The organism is Bradyrhizobium sp. HKCCYLS20291, from assembly GCF_051167715.1.
Lineage (GTDB): Bacteria > Pseudomonadota > Alphaproteobacteria > Rhizobiales > Xanthobacteraceae > Bradyrhizobium.
The window spans coordinates 128,871-149,437 of sequence record NZ_JBNPTO010000005.1; the positions used below are offsets into that span (position 1 = coordinate 128,871).

Consider the following 20,567-nt stretch of genomic DNA (forward strand, 5'->3'; position numbering starts at 1 on the left):
CCTCCCAATTAGAACGCCGTGCCGGCACGGCGCGGCCGCGTCTCCTCGGTCTCGCCGCGCGGCACCGGCACGATGCGCAGCGCGGTGATGCGATTGCGCTCGCGGCGCAGCACGCGGAAGCGGAAGCCGTGGAACGTGAAGCTCTGGCCGCGGTCAGGGATCGAGCGCGCCTCGTGAATCACGAGACCTGCCACCGTCGTCGCCTCTTCATCCGGCAAGGTCCAGTCCATCGCGCGATTGAGGTCGCGGATCGGCACCGAACCATCGACGACGACGGATCCATCCGGCTGCACACGGACGCCCGCGACCTGCACGTCCTGCTCGTCGGAGATGTCGCCGACGATCTCCTCGAGAATATCCTCGAGCGTGACGATGCCTTCGACCTCGCCATACTCGTCGACGACGAGCGCGAAATGCGTCTTGCGGCGGCGGAACGCCTTCAGCTGCTCCGACACCGAGCGCATCTCCGGAACGAACCAGGGCGGCAGCGCCAGTGACGCAACGTCGATGTGCGACACGTCGCCCTCGGCTGAGCGGATCGCACGCAACAGATCCTTCGCATGCAGCACGCCGATGATGTTCTCCGGCGAACCGCGCCACAGCGGGATGCGGGTGTACTCGGTGGCCAGCACCTCGCGCACCAGCTCCTCCTGCGGCAGGTCGGCATTCACCATCACCATCTCGGTGCGGTGAACCATCACGTCCGACACCTGCAATTCGCGTAGGTCGAGCAGGCCGCCGAGCATGTCGCGATCCTGCTTCTCGACCTTGCCCTCGTGATGCAGCAGATCGACCGCGCCGCGCAGACGTTCCGTCGGCGACAGGATCGGCTGGTTGGCGCCGACCTTGAAGCCGATCAGCCGCATCAGGACGCGCACGATGGCCTCGATCACGGCAAGCACCGGACCGAGCACGAACACGGTCGCGCGCATCGGCCGCGCCACCGCCAGCGACACGCGATCTGGCGCGTTGATCGCGATCGTCTTCGGCAGCACCTCGGCAAAGATCACCACCAGCGCGGTCATCACGCCGGTCGCATAGAGCACGCCGACCTCGCCGAACCAGGCCGTGAAGATGCCGGTCGCCAGCGCCGAAGCGCCGATATTGGCGATGTTGTTGCCGAGCAGCAGCGCGCCGATCAGGCGCTCGCGCATGTCGAACAGGCTCGACACCACGTCGGCATCGCGGTTGCCCTGTTTCGACAGCCGCAGCATCGAGGCGCGGGAGGCGCCGGTCAGGGCGGTCTCGCTCAGCGCGAAGAAGGCGGAGCCCGCGAGGAGGAGAATGACGATTGAGAGTGTGATCCAGTCCATGACGCCGATGTCGCTCTCAATGGAGGCCGCCGATGATCCGCTGGCAGTGCTCAACACGGCGTAAAGCCCGGCAGGGTCAGTGGCGGCTCTTCAGCTTGACCTGCAGGAAGTCGCGCACGCGCGCGGGATCGACGTCCTTGGCGATGACGGCCCGGCCGATCGCCTCCATCAGGATGAAGGTCAGCTTGCCGCGCTTCACCTTCTTGTCCTGCGCCATCAGGGCCAAAAGCCGGTCGGCGTCGCCGATCCCCTCCTGGGCGAAGCCGGCGATGTCCTGCAGATGGGTCGGCAGGCCCACCGCGGCAAGGTGACGCTCGATCCTGACGACATCGTCAGGCGGCAGCATGCCGAGCTCGGCCGAGAACTGCGCCGCCATGACCATGCCGACCGACACGCCCTCGCCGTGGAACAGCCGGTCGGAGAAGCCGGTTACGGCTTCGAGCGCGTGGCCGAAGGTATGGCCGAGATTGAGCAGCGCGCGGTCGCCGGTCTCGCGCTCGTCGCGGGCGACGATCGCGGCCTTGGCACGACAGGAGGTCGCCACCGCATGCTCGCGTGCCGCACCGCCCTTGACGATGTCGGCGTGGTTGGCCTCGAGCCAGGCGAAGAAGTTGGCATCGCCGAGCAGGCCGTATTTGGCGACCTCGGCATAGCCGGCGCGGAACTGGCGCGGCGACAGCGTGTCGAGCACCGCGGTGTCGGCGATCACCAGCACCGGCTGGTGGAAGGCGCCAAGCAGGTTCTTGCCCTGTGGCGAGTTGATCCCGGTCTTGCCGCCGACGGAGGAATCGACCTGCGCCAACAGCGAGGTCGCCACCTGCACGAAATCGACGCCGCGGCGCAGGATCGCCGCGGCAAACCCGGCGAGATCGCCGACCACGCCGCCGCCGAGCGCGATGACGAGATCGTTGCGCTCGATCTTGGCGGCGATCAACGCCTCGCTGACCTTCTCCAGCCCCGCATAGGTCTTCGAGCCCTCGCCCTCCTCGACCACGATGGTCGATGCGGGGATGCCAGCTTCGGCGAGGATCGCCTCCGTCGGCTTGAGCCAGTGCGCGGCCACGGTGCGATCGGTGACGATGGCGGTGCGAACGCCAGGCCGCAGCGCCGCGATGCGCTGGCCGAGCGTGGCCAGCACGCGGCGGCCGATGACGATGTCATAGGCGCGATCGCCCAGCGCGACGTCGACGGTGATCGGATCGGAATGCTTCAGGGGTGCCGTCATCGGAGCGCGCTCATTGCCTGTACAGAATCGGCCTGCACCGTACTGGATGGACCCGGATCGGACTGCGGAGGAAGCGCTTCGGCCACCGGCGCGGGCGACAGAAACGCCTGCAGCGCCTCCAGGCAATCCTCCATGACCCGGTCATGCGGCACATCGCGCGAGCAGATCGTGATGTCGGCCGTCTGATAGACCGGCTCGCGCTCGGTCAGCAGCCGGGCTACCGTGGCCTCGGGATCGGCGGTCTGCAGCAGCGGGCGGTCGGCCCGCCGCCGGACCCGGCGCATGATGACATCGGCATCGGCCTTCAGCCACACAGAGACGGCCTTGTCGTGGATGCGGCAGCGCGTCTCTTCGCGCATGAAGGCCCCGCCGCCGGTCGCCAGCACCGCCGGCCCGGTTTCCAGCAGGCGGGCGATCACCCGCGCCTCGCCATTGCGAAAATAGTCCTCGCCGCGCGATTCGAAGATTTCCGGTATGGTCATGCCGGCCGCGGTCTCGATCTCGGTATCCGCATCGACGAACGGCAGCCGCAGCCGCGACGCCAGCCGGCGCCCCACGGTCGACTTGCCGGCGCCCATCATGCCGACCAGCACGATCAGCCGCTTGCCGAGGCCCGCGAGGATCGCGGCCTCCGCAGCGGCGGGGCTGGGTGCTGGTTGGGTCGTGTCGGTCATCTCCCCGCTTCTAACCCAGGCCCTGCTGCTTTCAAAGGCATCCTGTTCCGCCGTACGCCCCCGGCCCTCGCCACGGACGTCATTCCGGGGCGCGCGCAGCGCGAGCCCGGAATCCATACCCACAGGCAGATGTCGTGGAGCGAGATACCCACCACCAGCCTGCCCCACACGGCATCCTGTGGGTATGGATTCCGGGCTCGTCGCGCTGCGCGCGCCGCCCCGGAATGACGGAGCAAGACTACTGGACATCGGACGGGAAGCCGGCAGCGCCGGACTTGCCAGCCGTGTCCGAACATGTTGGATGAAACGGTTCCTCTCCGGTGGCCTGCGCGAGCCCGATGCCCAGCCTGTTCCGCTTCCTGACCGTGATCGCCGTGATCGTCGGCGTGGTCTATGGCGCGATCTACGCGCTCGCCAATTTCGTCACGCCCAAATCGCGCGAGATGACGGTGTCGATCCCGCCCGACAAGTTCCAGAAGAAGTGAACCAGGACGGCGCGGCGAACACAAAAGCCACAGGGCATTGATTAAGATTTTTGCGCTTCTCTGAGGCGGCCCGGCGCCGCGATATCGGCCAGATTTTCGGTCACCGCTCAACGTGCCGGCGCGAACGCCTCGTAGTGATTCGATCGCCTCGGACGCAGCGGATTTCACGACATGAACGTCAAGGCCTCCGACGCCAGGCTGATGGGCCTTTTCCTCGACATGATGGCTGCCGAGCAGGGCGCCGGCCAGAACACCCTGGACGCCTATCGCCGCGACCTCACAGATCTCTCCGAATTTCTGACGCGCAAGGGCGGCACCTTCATCGCCGCCGACACCCAGGCGCTGCGCGACTATCTCGCCGACCTCGACGACAGAGGCTTCAAATCGTCCAGCGTGGCGCGGCGTCTTTCGGCGATGCGGCACCTGTTTCGTTTCCTGCTGAGCGAGCGCATCCGCAACGACGATCCGGCCGCGATCCTGTCTGGACCGAAGCGCGGCCGCTCCCTGCCGAAGGTGCTGTCGATCGGCGACGTCGACCGCATGCTGACCAAAGCCAAGGAGCTGTCGGAAGCCCCTGACGTCTCGCCGTCGCAGCGGCTGCGCGCGCTGCGACTGTACTGCCTGCTCGAGGTGCTTTACGCGACGGGCCTGCGCGTCTCCGAGCTGGTGGCGTTGCCGCGCACGGCGGCGCGCAACGATGCCCGCATGATCGTGGTGCGCGGCAAGGGCAACAAGGAGCGGCTGGTGCCGCTCAACCAGGCCTCGCGCCAGGCGATGGCCGACTATCTGGCTGTTCTCGACAAGCAGAAGCCGGAGAAGAAGGCCAGCGCAACGTTCGGCAAATGGCTGTTTCCGTCGTTCGGCGAGAGCGGCCACCTCACCCGGCAGCACTTCGCCCGCGACCTCAAGGAGCTCGCAGTGGCCAGCGGCCTGCCGGCCCGGCTGGTGTCGCCGCACGTGCTGCGGCACGCCTTCGCCAGCCACCTGCTGCACAACGGCGCCGACCTGCGCATCGTGCAGACCCTGCTCGGCCACACCGACATCTCGACCACCCAGATCTACACCCATGTGGTCGAGGAGCGGCTGAAGAGCCTGGTGCGCGACCTGCACCCGCTCGCCGAGACCTGAGCCCGCCCGACACCTTCCCGCAACCAATTCCGCCGCCGCGGCGCGCCGCCCGCTTGACTTCGCGCCCGTCTGCCCCGAAAGAGCGCCATCCTGCCCGCGATCCCGGCGTGATGCCTGGAGGCCGGGCACCGATCGTGCCTTAAGCTCCTGAAGTCCCTCACCTTCAGGTCCGACGGCCAGACCGATTTCGTCCAGCGCTCTTCCTTCAGCTCCTCCATGCCGGATCCCATGCGCAGCTACCTCGATTTCGAAAAGCCCGTTGCCGAGCTCGATTCCAAGGTCGATGAACTCCGGGCGATGGCCGCCTCCGGCACCGATATCGGCGAGGAGGTCGGCCGCATCGAGGAGAAGGCCGGCCAGGCGCTGGCCGAGCTCTATGCCAATCTGACGCCGTGGCAGAAGACCATGGTCGCGCGCCATCCGCAGCGGCCGCATTTCACCGACTTCGTCAGTGCGCTGATCACCGAGTTCACGCCGCTGGCCGGCGACCGCAAGTTCGGCGAGGACGCCGCCTTGCTCGGCGGCTTCGGCCGCTTCCGGGGCGAGCCGATCTGCGTGATGGGCCAGGAAAAGGGCGCCACCACCGAATCCCGCCTCAAGCACAATTTCGGCATGGCCCGCCCGGAAGGCTACCGCAAGGCGGTCCGGCTGATGGAGATGGCCGAGCGCTTCGGCATCCCGGTGCTGTCGCTGGTCGATTCCGCCGGCGCCTATCCCGGGATCGGCGCCGAGGAGCGCGGCCAGGCCGAGGCCATCGCGCGCTCGACCGACGCCTGCCTGGCGCTGGGCGTGCCGAACGTCGCGATCATCACCGGCGAGGGCATGTCGGGCGGCGCCATCGCGCTGACCACCGCCAACCGGGTGCTGATGCTGGAGCACGCGATCTACAGCGTGATCTCGCCGGAAGCCGCCTCCTCGATCCTGTGGCGCGACGGCACCAAGGCGCAGGAAGCCGCCAACAGCATGAAGATCACCGCCCAGGACATGCTGCGCTTCGGCGTGGTCGACACCATCCTGAAGGAGCCGGTCGGCGGCGCCCACCGCGATCCCGCCGCGATGATCGCGGCCACGGGTGACGCGATCGCCCAGGCCTTCGACGAGCTCAAGGGTCTCGACGCCGACGCCATCCGCAAGCAGCGCCGGCAGAAGTTCATCGAGATCGGCCGCAAGCTGAGCTGAGCCCGGAGTGGCCCCTGCCCGGCCGTCCGTGCTCGCGTTTTTGTGAGTCTTTCCAGCCGTTTGGCCGCATTTCGGCCCTGCCGGCGGGGTCAGTTGTTTAGAAGTTGTTGACCACGAGAGCCACCGCGCCGCGGCACCGCCGTGGCCCGGGTTGCGGCTCCCAGGGCCAAAGGGTACAATTTTAATCATTGGTTTGACGTGGGCATGGCGCGCCGTCGGCCTGGGATCCGTACCAGCTTTCCCGGGGCGATCGATCGAGACGAGAGTGGGGTGTCGCGACATGCTGGGTTTGCGGGGAGCTTCGCTTTGATCAACCGCGCTTTCGTCCGGGTTCTGATGACCTCGGCGGCGTTGGCCGCCGGCGCGCTGCTGACCGGTTGCAACAGCGACCAGGTCGCGCTCGCCACCAGCGCCAAGGCCAATCAGCCTGTTCCGCCCAAGCTCGTGGCGACGATCGCCGAGAAGGACATGGACACGCAGTCGCCGATCCTGGTGCGCGTGTTCAAGCAGGAGGCCGAGCTCGAGGTCTGGAAGCAGGACCGCTCCGGCCGGTTCGGGCTGCTCAAGACCTATCCGATCTGCCGCTGGTCCGGCGATCTCGGCCCGAAGGTTCGCGAGGGTGACCGCCAGGCGCCGGAAGGATTCTACTCGATCAATCCGAGCCAGATGAATCCGCAGTCGGCCTATTATCTGTCGTTCAACACCGGCTATCCCAACGCCTTCGACAAGGCGCTGGGACGCACCGGCTCGCAGCTGATGGTGCACGGCGACTGCTCGTCCCGCGGCTGCTTTGCGATGACCGACGAGCAGATCGCCGAGATCTATGCGCTCGGACGCGAGTCGTTCTTCGGCGGCCAGCGCGCCTTCCAGTTCCAGGCCTATCCGTTCCGGATGACACCGGCGAACATGGCGAGGCACCGCAACAATCCGAACATGCCGTTCTGGCGCATGATCAAGGAAGGCTATGATGCCTTCGAGGTCACCCGTCAGGAGCCGAAGGTCGACTTCTGCGAGAAGAAATACGTCTTCAATGCCCAGAAGCCGCCGGGCGCCACGCGCGATCCGGTGTTCGACGCCGCCGCGAAATGCCCGGCCTATGTCGTGCCCGATGAGATCACGACGGCGGTGCGCGAGAAGCAGCAGGCGGACGAGGCCGAATACGCCAAGCTGGTGTCCAAGGGCACGCCGGTCGCCAAGCTCAATACCGGCATCGACGGCGGCATGAACCCGGTGTTCGCCAATCGCGTGCCGGGCGCCTCGACCGGCCTGTCCGACGCCGGCGAAGCGCCGGGCCTGTCGCTCGCCAATTTCACGCCGATTCCGGGCACGATTCCGGGTCACGTCAACCCGCCGCGCGCGCCTGAGGCCGACGAGGTCGCGGCCGCGCCGGCCGCCAGCGCGGCGCCCGCCCCGGTGGCCGCACCGACCACGCGCGTGGCCGCCGTGAGCGCGCCCGAGAAGCCGGGCTTCATGTCTAGCCTTGCCCGCAAGATGGGTCTCGGTGGCAATGCGTCGGCCGAGACCACGGCGACGACGAAGCCGGCCGAGAGCAAGACCGCGGAAGCCAAGCCGGCGCCGAAGCCGGTCGCCGCCAAGCCCGCTGAGACCAAGCCGGCCGAAACCAAGCAGGCCGCCGCCCGGCCGCCGTTCAAGCCCGCCGCCAGCGAGGCACCGGCCTCGGCGCCCGCGCAGACCCAGACCGCCCTGGTCTCCGGTGCCGCCCCGGTGCTGCAGTCGAACTCGTTCGACAGCAGGTTTGCCGGGTTCAAGTAGACAGCAGCGGACGCCGCCGCCTTCGCAGCGGCGTCCCCGTCTCGCAAGCAACCAAGACTGCACACCGGTGCCACCCTCCCCTGGAGGGGGAGGGGCGATCGCACGCGAAGCGGGCGAGCGGGGTGGGGTGATCTCTCCACGCACGCTTGCGCCAGAGGAGAGATCACCCCACCCCGCCTCACGCCTCGCTTCGCTCCTCGTGAGGCGACCCTCCCCCTCCAGGGCAGGGCAATCGCATGTGGAATTTTTCGATTCTTTTCGTGCTTCCAAGGAGCAGTCTGGATTCGAAAATTTCCTCCCGTCGGCCTTCGCGATTCCAATATTTCGTTTGGGCCGCGTTGGAGAGCCATATGCGATTGCCCTGCCCTCCAGGGGAGGGTGGGCAGCCCGCCGTGTCGCTGGGTCCGCAACCGGCTCAAACCAATCAGTGTCATCCCGGCGAACGCCGGGATCCATAACCACCGTCGGAAATCGTTGCGCGAGGAGGATGCTCCAGCGTGCCTCATACAGGGGCCGCGGAGTATGGATCCCGGGTCGGCGCCCTGCGACGCTGCGCGTCGCCGGTCTTGCCCGGGATGACGCCGGAGTTTGTTGGCACGGTTGGGCATTCTCGCGCCCGCTTTCGCGTCCGAGTGTTGCTCGTCTGATCACCCTCTCCAAAGCGAGGGTGCAGGGAAGGCCGGGCCCCGACTGAGGCCCGTGGCCCGCCTGCGGAAAAAATGCAGGCGGCAGAACCACAGGTCCAGCCGGAACGACCCGGCCCTCCCTGCGCGATGGTTTGAACGGCTGCTTCGCGATCTCCCCGGTGCGCCGGGCTTGTTGGCCACCGTCATCCGCGCGAGCGCCCGAGGGCGCATCGGCACGGACTTGACCTCAGCTTCGGGAGGCCAGGACCACGCGACTTGACCGTACGGACCGGCATTGTTCGTCGGCGCAATTGTTCACGCTGCAAACCGGCCCGCCCATCACATCCCGCACTCCACGCTTCGTGACGACCGCGTAGCGCCCCTCGTCGATGAGGCAGGACGAGCGAGAGAAGACCACGCTCTTCTGAAAAAGAGAAGTCATATATTTTTTCGCGACGGACTGGACAGCCCAAATCAGCTTGAACGCGCAAACGAAATCAGTCTCTCGGCGCAGGCCGTTTGATGGCTCTTTCGGCGCTGACATGCGCGTGACCTACAACGACGCGAGCGCCTGAGTCGCCCGACGGGCAAGTCCAATGAGCTTTCGTATGAACCTAGACGAGCGTTTTGCTCGCAAAGCGATTGATTCCTGGTCGAGCTTTCGCCGTCCCAACCGCTGTCATGCTCCGCGAAGGCGGAGCATCCAGTACTCCGCAGCAGAAGAAATTGAACCGAGGTGTCACGGCGTACTGGATCGTCCGCCGGAGCCTGTCCTCGGGCTCGCCGGAGGCGAGACCCGGGGGCGGACGATGACAGCCGGGTCAGCATGATCACGGTGCCAGGACCTTGGAAACGGTCGTCTGGGATTTGCAGCATTTTCTTGCGTGACGTCGCGCACGGAGCGCGCGGCCGGGATCTGCGACAACAGCGCCGTCACCCGAGGCGAGGTGACGCAACCGAGAGGAGCAGATCATGGGCTTTTGGGATGATGTCACCGATGCCGTCAGTTCGGTCGTGGATGACGTAAAGGACGTGGCGAGCGATGTGGCGGGTGCGGTCGGCGGCGCGGCTTCGGCCGTGGTCGACACCGTGGAGCATGTGGCCGGCGACGCGGCGCATGCGGTCGGCAGCGTGGTGCACGGGATCGGCGCGCTGGGAGGCGAGGCCATTCACACCGTGGGTGGCGTGCTCGGCGCGCTCGGGCACGGCGCCGAGGCGATCGGGAGCGGTGTGCTCCACACCGTCGAGGATGTTGCGTCGACCGTCGTGCATGTCGGCAGTGACGTCATTCATACCGGCGTCAACGTGGTCGGCGACGTGGCCTCGGGCCTCGGCCATCTCGTGCACGGTGACCTCGACGGCGTGATCAACGACGTGAAGAATATCGGCGGCGACATCGTCGATGGCGGGCTGCACGTCGCCGGCGACGTGGCGCATGGCGCGCTCGATGTCGCAGGTGACGCGGTGCATACCGCAGTCGGCCTCGGCGAAGCCGGGCTGGAAGCGGCCGGCGCGGTCGGTCACGGCGCGCTCGACATGGCCGGCACCATCGTCGGCACCGCGGCCGATGTCGGTGCCGATGCGCTCGACGCCGCGGGCGCCGTGGTAAAGGGCGGCTTCGAGGCCGGCGTGGCGGTTGCCGATGGCGCCATCGGCGTGGCGACCGACGCCGCATCCGCCGCGGGACACATCATCGGCGGTCCGATCGGCGAGGCGATCTCCGGTATCGCGCATGGCGTCGATGCGGTCGGCACTGGTGTGGTCGACGGCGTCGGCCACTTCCTCGGCGAGGGCATCAGCGGCCTGGCGCAGACCGCCGGCGACATGACCGGCAGCATCGGCCACCAGCTCGAATCGATCGGGCACGATCTCGGCTCGCTGGTCAGCGATCTCAGCCACGGCAATCTCGGCGCTGCGATCGGCGACATCTTCAAGCTGGCGCAGGATGGCCTGCGCAGCGACGGCAGCATCCAGATCGCCCATGCCGGGGCGGATGGCGGCAGCCATGGCGGGTTCTGGGACTCGATCGCCTCGGCGGTCCACCAGGCCGGCGAGAACGTCCAGGGCGCCGAGTCCGGCTCCGGGTTCGGCTTCGGCGGCGGCCCGCTGCATGGCGAAGGCTCGTCGCACAACCCGATCATCGTCGACAATTTCGGCGATCACGGCCACCCCGGGAACACCGGCATCGTGCCGCCGAACTTCGACGTCGGCCATGCCGGCGGCGCGCACGACGCCCCGCATGTCGACTACAGCCACGTCGTCCAGATGGATGACGGACATCACTTCGCGATGCACGGCTGATGTCAGCAGACACGAAGCAACCCGCGGTGCATGTCGCCGCGGGTTGTTCGTCGTCCTGATTCCTGCCGTGACGCCTCAGTGCATCTGCACCGGCTGCACGATCGCCGCAGGCGCGGCCGCGGCACGATCGCGCGGGGCAGCTGATCGTTCATCGCCGACAGCGCGCACAGCGCCAGCGAGCCCCACACCGCAGCGCTGAAATACAGCGACATCCAGGCGATCTCTTCCTTCCAATGCTCGAACTCGTGGGTCACGGTCCACTGCGTGGCGGAATCGCGCAAGCCCACCAGCGGATGCAGCAGCGGCGTGCCGGCGGCGCGCTCGATGCGCCAACGCTTCACATACATCGGCACGTCGACGACGACGAGGAAGGCGAGATAGCAGGCGATGCCGACGAGGCCCGCGATCAGCAGGCCGCGCACCAGCCCGTCGAACTCCGGCAGCAGGCGGCCGAGGCCGATGCCGACGAGCAGGAAGGCGACCGCCCACAGCGAGTTCTCGATCGCGTTGTAGAGGAAGTTCTTCGTGACGACCGCGTACCAGGAGCAGATCTCGGCGACGACGATGATCGGCACGATGAGGCGCGCCATGTTGACCGCGGTCTCGGCATCGGCGATCGCGCCGAGCTGCGCCAGGATGATGGCCCACTGCGCGGCGAACGCGATCTCCGCGATGGTCGCGACGCTGCGGCCGACGAAGATGCTCGACAGCCAGCTGTCGACCAGGCAGATGCGCTGCACGTCGGCGCGCGGCAGCACCGAGCGGAAAGCGCAGCCGAACACATAGGCCGCCGACAGCGCCAGCATCGCACTGGTGTCGGAGGACTGACTCGCTGCGGCGCTCCCGCCGTTGAGCTGGCGATACAGGATGAACCAGAACACGATGTTGGCGAGGCTGACCAGGGTCAGCATCGCCCACCACAGGGCGACCGGGTTCGACAAGGCTCGCTGCTGCGCACGCATCCGGCACTCCAAAATTCATGTGACTGTCATCTGATCGTATGAATTTCGTCATGCAGCGGCAACCCGTTCCAGGCACGGGGGACGCAAAAGCGCGTGTGGGGGTTGCGACGGAGCAAGCGCGTCCGTCGCCGCACCGTCCTGGGCCTCATGGTTCTCACGGCGATGCGAGAGCATCGCCGGAACGCGCCGCGGATTCGCACATGTCGCATAGCCATCTAACGGGCGCGGCGCTCCTCACCATGAGGGTCAAGAGTTCGTTCCGTGACGGAATGTGAATTCGCCCGAGCTCGTATCACGCACTCCGCCCTCATCCTGAGGAGACCGCCGCAGGCGGTCGTCTCGAAGGATGGCCGCGGGCGACGCCTTCTCACGACAAGCTCAGCAGCAGGGAACTTCCGCGCGGCGCCGCCGTTCATGACGCGACTGCGGCGTCGTGCCGCGCGTCGTCATCATCAGCCTGGAGCCGCGCCATGGCCACAGCCCGCCATCTTCAGCGCGCGCCGCTGCTCACCTTCACCGCTGTCATCATCGGCCTGATGGGGCTGGCGCTGCTCGGAGGCGGCGGCTGGCTCGCGGCGATCGGCGGCTCGCTGTACTACGTCATCGCCGGCGCGGCACTGCTCATCACCGCGTGGCTGTTGTGGCAGCGGCGCGCGGCGGCGCTGTGGCTGTATGCGGCGCTGCTGTTGGGCACCATGATCTGGGCGATCTGGGAGGTCGGGCTGGATTTCTGGTCGCTGGCGCCGCGCGGCGACGTACTGGCCCCACTCGGCGTCTGGCTGCTGCTGCCGTTCATCACGTCGCATCTGATCGGCGACATGCGCGCCGCGCGCTGGGGATTGGTGGCCGTGCTCGCGGTCGCCGTCATCGTGCTCGGCACCGCGTTGCGCGGCGACCGCTTCGGCGTCGATGGCGCGCTGCCGCAGACGGCGGCTACGACGGCCGGCACCGACATCGCGCCGGCGGAAGCGCAAGCCGACTGGACCGCCTATGGCGCCAGCAATTTCGGCACGCGCTTTTCCAGCCTGAAGCAGATCAACGCCGATAACGTCAAGAATCTGCAGCTCGCCTGGGAATTCCAGACCGGCGACCACAAGGGCCCGGATGATCCCGACGAGTTCACCAACGAGGTGACGCCGCTGAAGATCGGCGACACGCTCTATACCTGCTCGCCGCACCAGATCGTGTTCGCGCTGGATGCCGCGACTGGAAAGCTCCAATGGAAGTTCGATCCGAAGATCGAGCACCACAAGAATTTTCAGCACATGACCTGCCGCGGCGTCGCCTACCACGAGACCAAGCCCGGCGCCGTCGACATCGCCGGGACGGCGGCCCCCGGCGAGTGCGCCAAGCGCATCTTCCTGCCGACCGATGACGGCCGGCTGTTCGCGCTCGACGCCGACAGCGGCAAGCCGTGCGACGGTTTTGGCGATCACGGCCAGATCGATCTCAAGGCAGGCAACGAGATCACCACGACAGGCTTCTACGAGGGCACCTCGCCGCCGGTCGTGACCGACAAGGTGGTGATCATGGCCGGCGCCGTGATCGACAACTACTCCAACAAGGTACCGTCGGGCGCGATCCGCGGCTTCGACGTCTACTCCGGCAAGCTGCTGTGGGCGTTCGATCCTGGCAATCCCGATCCCAACGAGATGCCGTCGGCGACACATCATTTCACGCCGGGCTCGCCGAACGGCTGGAGCGTCGGTGCCGCCGACGAGGCGCTCGGCCTGGTGTACATCCCGCTCGGCTCGAGCTCGCCGGACATCTGGGGCGGCAACCGCTCGGCCGACAACGAACGCTACGATTCCGCTGTCGTCGCGCTCGACATCGCCACCGGAAAATTGCGCTGGTCGTTCCAGAACGTGCATCACGATCTCTGGGACATGGACATGCCGTCGCAGCCGAGCCTGGTCGACATGCCCGGCAAGGACGGCGTGGTGCCGGCGATCTACGTGCCGGCCAAGACCGGCAACATCTTCGTGCTCGACCGCCGCGATGGGCACTTGTTAGTCCCAGCCCCCGAGAAGCCGGTGCCGCAGGGTGCGGCGCCCGGCGATCATCTGTCGCCGACGCAGCCGTTCTCCGAGCTCAGCTTCCGGCCGCGCCAGGAGTTGACCGGCGCGCAGATGTGGGGCGCGACGATGTTCGATCAGCTCGCCTGCCGCATCCAGTTCAAGCGGTTGCGCTACGAGGGGCCGTTCACGCCGCCCTCCGAGCAGGGCACCTTGGTGTTTCCCGGCGATTTCGGCATGTTCGAATGGGGCGGCATCGCCATCGACCCCATCAGGAAGATCGCGATCGCCAATCCGCAGTCGATCCCGTTCGTGTCCCGGCTGGTGCCGCGCGGCAAGGACAATCCGGCGGCGCCGAATTCGGCGCATCCGCCGGGCACCGAGCTTGGCGTGCAGCCGATGTACGGCACACCCTATGGCGTCTCACTCGGCATCTTCCTGTCGCCGCTCGGCATCCCCTGCATGGCGCCGCCCTGGGGCAGCCTCGCAGCGATCGACCTCAAGACCAACCAGATCGTCTGGCAGCACCGCGTCGGCACCATTCGCGACCAGGCGCCGCTGCCGCTGCCGTTCAAGCTCGGCGTGCCGATGCTCGGCGGTCCGATGGTCACGGCCGGCGGCGTCGCCTTCCTCTCGGGCACGATGGACGACTACATCCGCGCCTTCGACGTCAAGGACGGCCGCCTGCTGTGGCAGGACCGGCTGCCGGCCGGCGGCCAGTCGACGCCAATGACCTATGAGGCCGGCGGCCGGCAATATGTCGTCACCGTGGATGGCGGCCACGGCTCGTTCGGAACGAAACTCGGCGACTACGTCCGCGCCTATGCGCTGCCGGGCAACGTCGCGAGCCGCTGAGCCCAGTTCCAGCTCCGCGCAGAGTGACGAGATCCGTTGGTGATTTCGTCACGATGTCCCCGGTTCCACACGGAACTCCGAAGCAGGCGCCGCGTGCCTTAAGCATCGGCTTTCCACCCTCGTGCATGGATCGATGCGGGCAGCATTCCTGTCCGCATTGACGCTTTGCTAACTGCGATTCACGCGCGGCAAAACGCAGCGCACCGCGAACCGTAGCTGGCCCGCGTGAGGGTTCATTGCCGATGTTGACGATCCTGTCCTGCCTGCCTGCCGATCACGATCTCCGCTACGTCGCCGCCGCGCTGCTGGTCTGCGTGCTCGGCTCCATTCTGTCGATGCGACTGCTCGCCCGCGTCCGCCGCAACGCCGGCATCCGCCGCATCAACCTCCTGTTCCTGGCTGGCCTGGTCGCCGGCGGCACGGTCTGGACGACGCACTTCGCCGCGATCCTCGGTTATGACGCGCCAGGACATCGCTCGTTCGAGCCGGCGATCACGTTCGCCTCGCTCGGCCTTGCCGTCGTCTTCGCGTGGATCGGCTTCTTCATCACGACGCGGACGCAACGCGGACCGCTGATCGAGGCCGGCGGCGCCGTGTTCGGCTTCGGCATCGCCGCCATGCACTACACCGGCATGGTCGCGCTCAATCTGGACGGCCTGCTGACCTGGAACATGCCGCTGGTCTGGCTCTCCGTTCTGTTCGCGATGGGCCTCAGTGCCGTCGCCGCCAACCGCATCGCCCGGCCGGTGACGCGGTTCTGCAAATATGGCGGCGCGCTGGCCATGGTGCTGGCGATCCTGAGCCTGCACTTCACCGGCATGTTCGCACTGACCTTGCTGCCGATGGCCGGCTCCGCAGCGCCGGCGCAGTCGCTGTCCGACAGCATCATGCTGGTCACCGTCGTCACCGGCATCGGCCTGATCATGGCGATGGCGGCATCCGCCTACACGATCGACATGCAGGCGACGCGGGAGGCGGTCGAAGGCTATCGGCAGCTGGCGCTGCAGGATCCGCTGACCGGCCTCGCCAACCGCAACGGCCTCGGCCAGCTTCTGGTCCCGCTGCTGACCAACGGCGACCAGACCGCGCATCTCGTGATGCTGGCGATCGACCTCGACCGCTTCAAGGACATCAACGACGCGCACGGCCACGCCGCCGGCGATGCGGTGCTCAAGACGATCGCCGAGCGCCTCGCCGCAACGCTGCAGCCAGGCGAGTTTCTGGCGCGGATCGGCGGCGACGAGTTCGTCGCGGTCAAGAGCGAGATCTTCGCCCGCGCCGAGGCCGCGAAGTTCGCCGAGCGGGTCCGCGCGCTGGTTCTCAGCCCGGTCGAGTGGGAGCAACGCAGCCTGTCGGTCGGCTGCAGCATCGGCATCGCCCTGTATCCCGAGCACGGCCTGACCTCCGACGAACTGCTCGCCCGCGCCGACCTCGCGATGTATCGCGCCAAGAGCCTCGGCCAGGGCAAGATCTGCACCTATGAGCCATCGATGGACGAGGCCAGCCGGCGCCGCGCCGAGCTTGCCATCGACCTGAAGCGCGCGCTGGTCCGCAACGAGTTCGAGCTACACTACCAGGTCCAGAACGACACGCAGAGCGGCGAGATCATCGGCTTCGAGGCGCTGCTGCGCTGGAATCATCCGGTCAAGGGCCGCGTGCCGCCGAACGATTTCATCCCGATGGCCGAACAGACGGGGCTGATCGTCGACATCGGCGACTGGGTGCTGCGCACCGCCTGCGCCACCGCGGCGAGCTGGAGCCAGCCGTTCAAGGTCGCCGTCAACGTCGCGCCGATGCAGCTCAACCACGATCTGCCCAGGCGCGTCGCCGAGGTGCTGCGCGAGACCGGGCTGGCGCCGGCGCGGCTGGAGATCGAGCTGACCGAGACCGGCATCATCGCCGACCGCCAGCACGCGCTGCAGGTGATGCAGGCGCTGAAGGCGATCGGCGTCACGGTGGCGATGGACGATTTCGGCACCGGCTATTCGTCGCTCTCGACCTTGCAGGTATTCCCGTTCGACAAGATCAAGGTCGACAAGAGCTTCATCCAGTCGGTCGAGACCAGCGTGCACGCCGCCGCCATCGTCAAGGCGACCTTGCTGCTCGGGCGCAGCCTGAACATTCCCGTGCTCGCCGAAGGCGTGGAAACGGAGCAGCACCTCGCCTTCCTGCGCGAGGAAGGCTGCAGCAGCGTGCAGGGCTTCCTGTTCGGCAAGCCGATGCCGCGCGACGCCATCAGCCGCATGATCCGCGACGTGTCAGGCGTACAGACGGTGGCTCCGAGTGAGCCTTCTGATAAAGCCGCGGCCGCGTGAGCGCAGATCTCCCGTCGGGATATCCCCTGGCTGAACCGAACAACCACACGGGCTTTGCTCACCCTCCCCTGAAGGGGCCCTGAAGGGGGAGGGTCGATCGCACGCGAAGCGGGCGAGCGGGGTGGGGTGATCTCTCCACACGCCCCGGTGCCAGAGGAGAGATCACCCCACCCCGCCTCTCGTGCCGCTGCGCGCCCCGTGAGGCGACCCTCCCCCTCCAGGGCAGGGCTATCGCACGTGAGCGAGGAGTTCGAAAAAGAAGTCATCGCTCCAACCGGCGCGCTTGAGCTTGAGACGCAACGAGGTGGACGTATCGGGGTGGGCTCTGGCGACATTGAGGGCCAGGCGCCTGAGCACGGCAAGGTTAGCGGGACCGTTGTCCTTGCGGTTGCGGGCGAGATCCTCGTCGAGAACGACGTCGAGCGGCCAGTGCAGGCCGTTTTCGATGCTCCAATGGGTACGAACGATGCGCAGAACCTCCGTGCGGCTGAAGTTCTGACTCATCAGAAAGTAGCGCTCGACGGTTTTGTCCTTGCCGCGCTTGCTCTTGATCCGCGCGACGGCTTTGAGGCCTGGAAAGTTATGCCTCGCCCCCATGTCCTTGACGGACACCACGAGCGCACTGCGCTTTTCCTTGCGGCCATGGGCTGCATCGGTCGTAGCAACCGCTTTGCTGCCCTTGCGCGCCGCTGCGGCGATTGCCGCACGTGCGTCGGCCAGCAGAGCGGGCTGGTTCTCCTTCACCGCCAGGACGTAGTCGCCACCTCGCGCCACGATCTGCTTGGCCATCTCGCGATGGCAGTGCAGCGCGTCGGCTGTCACAACGCACCCCTTGAGCTGCAGGAGTTGCAGCAATTGCAAAGCGCCGGCCACTTCGTTGTTGTCTGGCGCCAGAACATTGGCCAGGGCCATGCGCGTCTGCGCCGCCCACGCCGTGACCATGACCGGCGGCATGTGGCTCTTGCCGCGCTCATAACCACGCCGGAGCGCCTTTCCATCCAGCGCGATCACGCCCCGCGGCTGTGCGATCTTCGCGCCTTCGGCGAAGGCTTCCATGAAGCGCCGGAATGCCGTCTCGAACGCCTTTGGGTCGAGCATGCGGAACACACGGCTGAACGTGTCGTGGCTCGGAAATCCATGCTTGAGCACCAGCACATCTTTCCAGAGATAGGCCTTCGACCGCGCAAACAGCGCCATGTCGGTACAACTGGTGGCCCCGCACAACGTCGCCATCAGCGCAACGAACAGAAGCTCGGTCAGATCGTGCAGCGCATTGTCCGCGCGCGGGTCGGGCAGGTCTTCGAAGCATTCCGAGAATCGATCCATCGGCAGCTCCTTCCATCTCAGGAGCCACCTTCAGAATCGATTTTTGACCAGATCACAATGCCTTACAGGGCTGGTTCACATGCGATTCCCCTCCCCTGGAGGGGCAGGGCAATCGCATGTGGAATTTTTCGATTCTTTTCGTGCTTCCAAGGAGCAGTCTGGATTCGAAAATTTCCTCCCGTCGGCCTTCGCGATTCCAATATTTCGTTTGGGCCGCGTTGGAGAGCCATATGCGATTGCCCTGCCCTCCAGGGGAGGGTGGGCACCGGACGCATCTCGGCCAGGCTCCCGCGGCTTTGGTCGGAGCTGCGGCAAATGCGTCGCCTTGCCCCGCGACGCCGGGATAGACGCAAGACGAATCCTCCATCATCCTGTGCTGTGACGATCGCGACGAACGGGCCAACAGAGCTCGCGCGCGGTGGCCGGCCGCATTCGGCCGGACGACGACACGACCGACACAGGGAGGACAGGCCATGGGCATTCATCTGCTCGATCGCGCCATCGGCAGCGACTATCCGACATTCGCCAGCACGGCAGACATCCGCGCCTTCGAGCAGATGCCGTATAGCGAACGGATCGCGGCACAGAGCACCTATGAGGCGCTCAAATGCGGCGCGTCGGCCAATCCGGACGCGCCGGCGATCCAGTTTCTGCAGAATGCCGATCCGGCCGATACGCCGGTCGTGATCTCCTACCGCGACCTCGTCGCCAGGGTGACACAGGCGGCCAACATGTTTCATGCGCTCGGCGTCGGCCCCGATGACGTCGTCAGCTTCATGCTGCCCCTGGTGCCCGATGCCTTCGTGACGCTGTTCGGCGCGGAGGCCGCGGGCATCGCCAACCCGGTCAACCCGCTGCTCGAGCCGCACCAGATCGCCGAGATCCTCGATGCCGCCAAGACCAAGGTGCTGGTGGCGCTCGGCCCCCTGCCCGGCACTGACATCTGGCAGAAGGTCGAAAAGGTGCGTGGCAGCCTCAGGCACCTCAAGGCGATCGTGCAGGTGCATGGCGGCGGCGACCCGGCCAACGGCATCCATGCCTTCAACGATCTGATCAAGCCGCAGCCGGCGGATCACCTCGTCAGCGGCCGGCAGATCAAGGCCAGCGACACGGCGGCGTATTTCCACACCGGCGGCACCACCGGCACGCCGAAGCTGGTGCGGCACAGCCATGGCAACCAGGTCTACCAGGCCTGGGGCATTAACCTCGTTCTGAAGGCGAAGCCCGGCGGCACGCTGCTGTTCGGCATGCCGCTGTTTCACGTCGGCGGATCGCTGACCCAGGCGCTGCAGACGCTGTCGGCCGGCGGCTCGCTCGTGGTGCTGTCCGGCGCCGGCTGGCGCAATCCGAATGCGGTGCGCAACATCTGGGGCCTGGTCGAGCGCTTCAAGCCGGAGACGCTGTCGAGCGTGCCGACGGTGCTGGCGGCGACGCTCGGCGTACCGCAAGGCCAGGCCGACATCTCCAGCCTGCGCTACGCCGCCGGCGGCGGCTCGGCAATTCCGGTCGCCGTCGGCCAGGCGATCATGGACAAGCTCAAGCTGCCGGTGGTCGAGGTCTACGGCATGACCGAGACGGCCAGCGTGCACACCATGGCCTATCCGGACCAGCCGATCCGGCTCGGCTCGGTCGGCCTGCCCCTGCCCTATGCCAAGGTGCGCATCGTCAAGCTCGATGCCGACGGGCGCTACGAGCGCGACTGCGCTGTCGACGAGATCGGCGTCGTGATCATGGCCGGGCCCGGCGTGTTCTCCGGCTATCTCGACGACGCCCACAACAAGGGCGCCTTCGTCGATGGACACTGGGTCAATTCCGGCGATCTCGGCCGGCTCGATGCCGATGGCTTCCTGTGGATCACCGGCCGCGCCAAGGACCTCGTGATCCGCGGCGGCCACAACATCGATCCGGCGCCGATCGAGGACATCCTGTTCCAGCATCCGGCGGTCGGCTTCGCCGCCGTGGTCGGCCAACCCGACGCCTATGCCGGCGAGCTGCCGATCGGCTACGTCCAGCTCAAGCCGGGCGCCTCCGTGCAGCCGGGCGAGCTGGAAGACTGGGTGCGCGCGCGCACGCCCGAGCGCGCCGCGGTGCCGGTGCAGATCATTCCGATCGATCCGATGCCGGTGACCGGCGTCGGCAAGGTGTTCAAGCCGCAGCTGCGCTGGGACGCCACGGCGCGCGTGTTCACCAAGGTGCTGTCGCAACTCACGGACCGCGGCATCGATTGCAGCGTGAAAGTCGGCGCGCATGGCAGCCACGGCAGCCTCGCCACGGTGACCCTGCGCAACGTGCCGGCAGAGCAACGCGAGGCGATCGAGCACGAGGTGCACACACTGCTGGCGCCGTTCGTGATCCGGCACGAGGTGGTGATGGGGTGAGGCGGGATCTCG

13 protein-coding genes are annotated in these 20,567 nt (G+C 67.0%); 8 read left to right on the forward strand and 5 right to left on the reverse strand.

Going from position 1 to position 20,567, the window contains the following annotated elements; translation table 11 throughout:
* Window positions 1-8: 8 nt before the first annotated feature.
* The 3 genes from ACQR07_RS13555 to ACQR07_RS13565 form a co-directional block, all read right to left on the reverse strand.
* The gene (locus ACQR07_RS13555; protein WP_434903075.1) at window positions 9-1,313 is read right to left on the reverse strand and encodes an HlyC/CorC family transporter; all 1,305 of its coding nucleotides are present in this window, start codon (window positions 1,311-1,313) and stop codon (window positions 9-11) included.
* A gap of 76 nt (window positions 1,314-1,389) precedes the next feature.
* Window positions 1,390-2,538 carry a 3-dehydroquinate synthase gene (aroB, locus tag ACQR07_RS13560; protein ID WP_434902776.1) on the reverse strand — a complete coding sequence of 383 codons (1,149 nt, stop codon included), beginning with the start codon at window positions 2,536-2,538 and terminating at the stop codon, window positions 1,390-1,392.
* Window positions 2,535-3,212: a shikimate kinase gene (locus tag ACQR07_RS13565; protein ID WP_434903076.1), complete on the reverse strand. Its 678-nt coding sequence runs from the start codon at window positions 3,210-3,212 to the stop codon at window positions 2,535-2,537. Before ACQR07_RS13565 ends, aroB begins: the two co-directional genes overlap by 4 nt.
* A 338-nt stretch (window positions 3,213-3,550) precedes the next feature.
* Between ACQR07_RS13565 and ACQR07_RS13570 the strand changes: the two genes are divergently transcribed.
* The 5 genes from ACQR07_RS13570 to ACQR07_RS13590 all read left to right on the forward strand — a co-directional run bounded on the left by ACQR07_RS13570 (window position 3,551) and on the right by ACQR07_RS13590 (window position 10,704).
* Window positions 3,551-3,697, forward strand: coding sequence for a hypothetical protein (locus ACQR07_RS13570; protein ID WP_006613638.1), 147 nt, complete (start codon window positions 3,551-3,553; stop codon window positions 3,695-3,697).
* A 171-nt stretch (window positions 3,698-3,868) separates the two neighbouring features.
* Window positions 3,869-4,825, forward strand: a complete 957-nt coding sequence (gene xerD / locus ACQR07_RS13575) for a site-specific tyrosine recombinase XerD (RefSeq protein ID WP_434902777.1) — start codon at window positions 3,869-3,871, stop codon at window positions 4,823-4,825.
* Window positions 4,826-5,041: 216 nt separating this feature from the next.
* Window positions 5,042-6,004, forward strand: coding sequence for an acetyl-CoA carboxylase carboxyltransferase subunit alpha (locus ACQR07_RS13580; protein ID WP_434902778.1), 963 nt, complete (start codon window positions 5,042-5,044; stop codon window positions 6,002-6,004).
* A 306-nt stretch (window positions 6,005-6,310) separates the two neighbouring features.
* Window positions 6,311-7,777: a L,D-transpeptidase family protein gene (locus tag ACQR07_RS13585; RefSeq protein ID WP_434865288.1), complete on the forward strand. Its 1,467-nt coding sequence runs from the start codon at window positions 6,311-6,313 to the stop codon at window positions 7,775-7,777.
* 1,598 nt (window positions 7,778-9,375) lie between these two features.
* Window positions 9,376-10,704: a hypothetical protein gene (locus tag ACQR07_RS13590; RefSeq protein WP_434902779.1), complete on the forward strand. Its 1,329-nt coding sequence runs from the start codon at window positions 9,376-9,378 to the stop codon at window positions 10,702-10,704.
* A gap of 2 nt (window positions 10,705-10,706) precedes the next feature.
* Here ACQR07_RS13590 and ACQR07_RS13595 read toward each other — a convergent pair whose 3' ends face one another.
* Window positions 10,707-11,666 (reverse strand): hypothetical protein, encoded by a 960-nt coding sequence (locus tag ACQR07_RS13595; RefSeq protein WP_434902780.1) that lies wholly within the window; start codon window positions 11,664-11,666, stop codon window positions 10,707-10,709.
* A gap of 470 nt (window positions 11,667-12,136) precedes the next feature.
* On the opposite strand from ACQR07_RS13595, the gene ACQR07_RS13600 reads away from it, so the two are divergent.
* A complete protein-coding gene (locus ACQR07_RS13600) occupies window positions 12,137-14,536 on the forward strand; it encodes a membrane-bound PQQ-dependent dehydrogenase, glucose/quinate/shikimate family (RefSeq protein ID WP_434902781.1) in 2,400 nt (799 codons plus the stop codon).
* Between the two features lie 242 nt (window positions 14,537-14,778).
* Window positions 14,779-16,851, forward strand: coding sequence for a putative bifunctional diguanylate cyclase/phosphodiesterase (locus tag ACQR07_RS13605; RefSeq protein ID WP_434902782.1), 2,073 nt, complete (start codon window positions 14,779-14,781; stop codon window positions 16,849-16,851).
* A 228-nt stretch (window positions 16,852-17,079) separates the two neighbouring features.
* On the opposite strand, the gene ACQR07_RS13610 is transcribed toward ACQR07_RS13605, so the two are convergent.
* Entirely contained in the window at window positions 17,080-18,177 is a 1,098-nt protein-coding gene (locus tag ACQR07_RS13610; protein WP_434902783.1) for an ISAs1 family transposase, read from the reverse strand.
* Window positions 18,178-18,650: 473 nt separating this feature from the next.
* Here ACQR07_RS13610 and ACQR07_RS13615 point away from each other — a divergent pair, with 473 nt between their 5' ends.
* A complete protein-coding gene (locus ACQR07_RS13615; RefSeq protein WP_434902784.1) occupies window positions 18,651-20,555 on the forward strand; it encodes an acyl-CoA synthetase in 1,905 nt (634 codons plus the stop codon).
* Window positions 20,556-20,567: the final 12 nt, after the last annotated feature.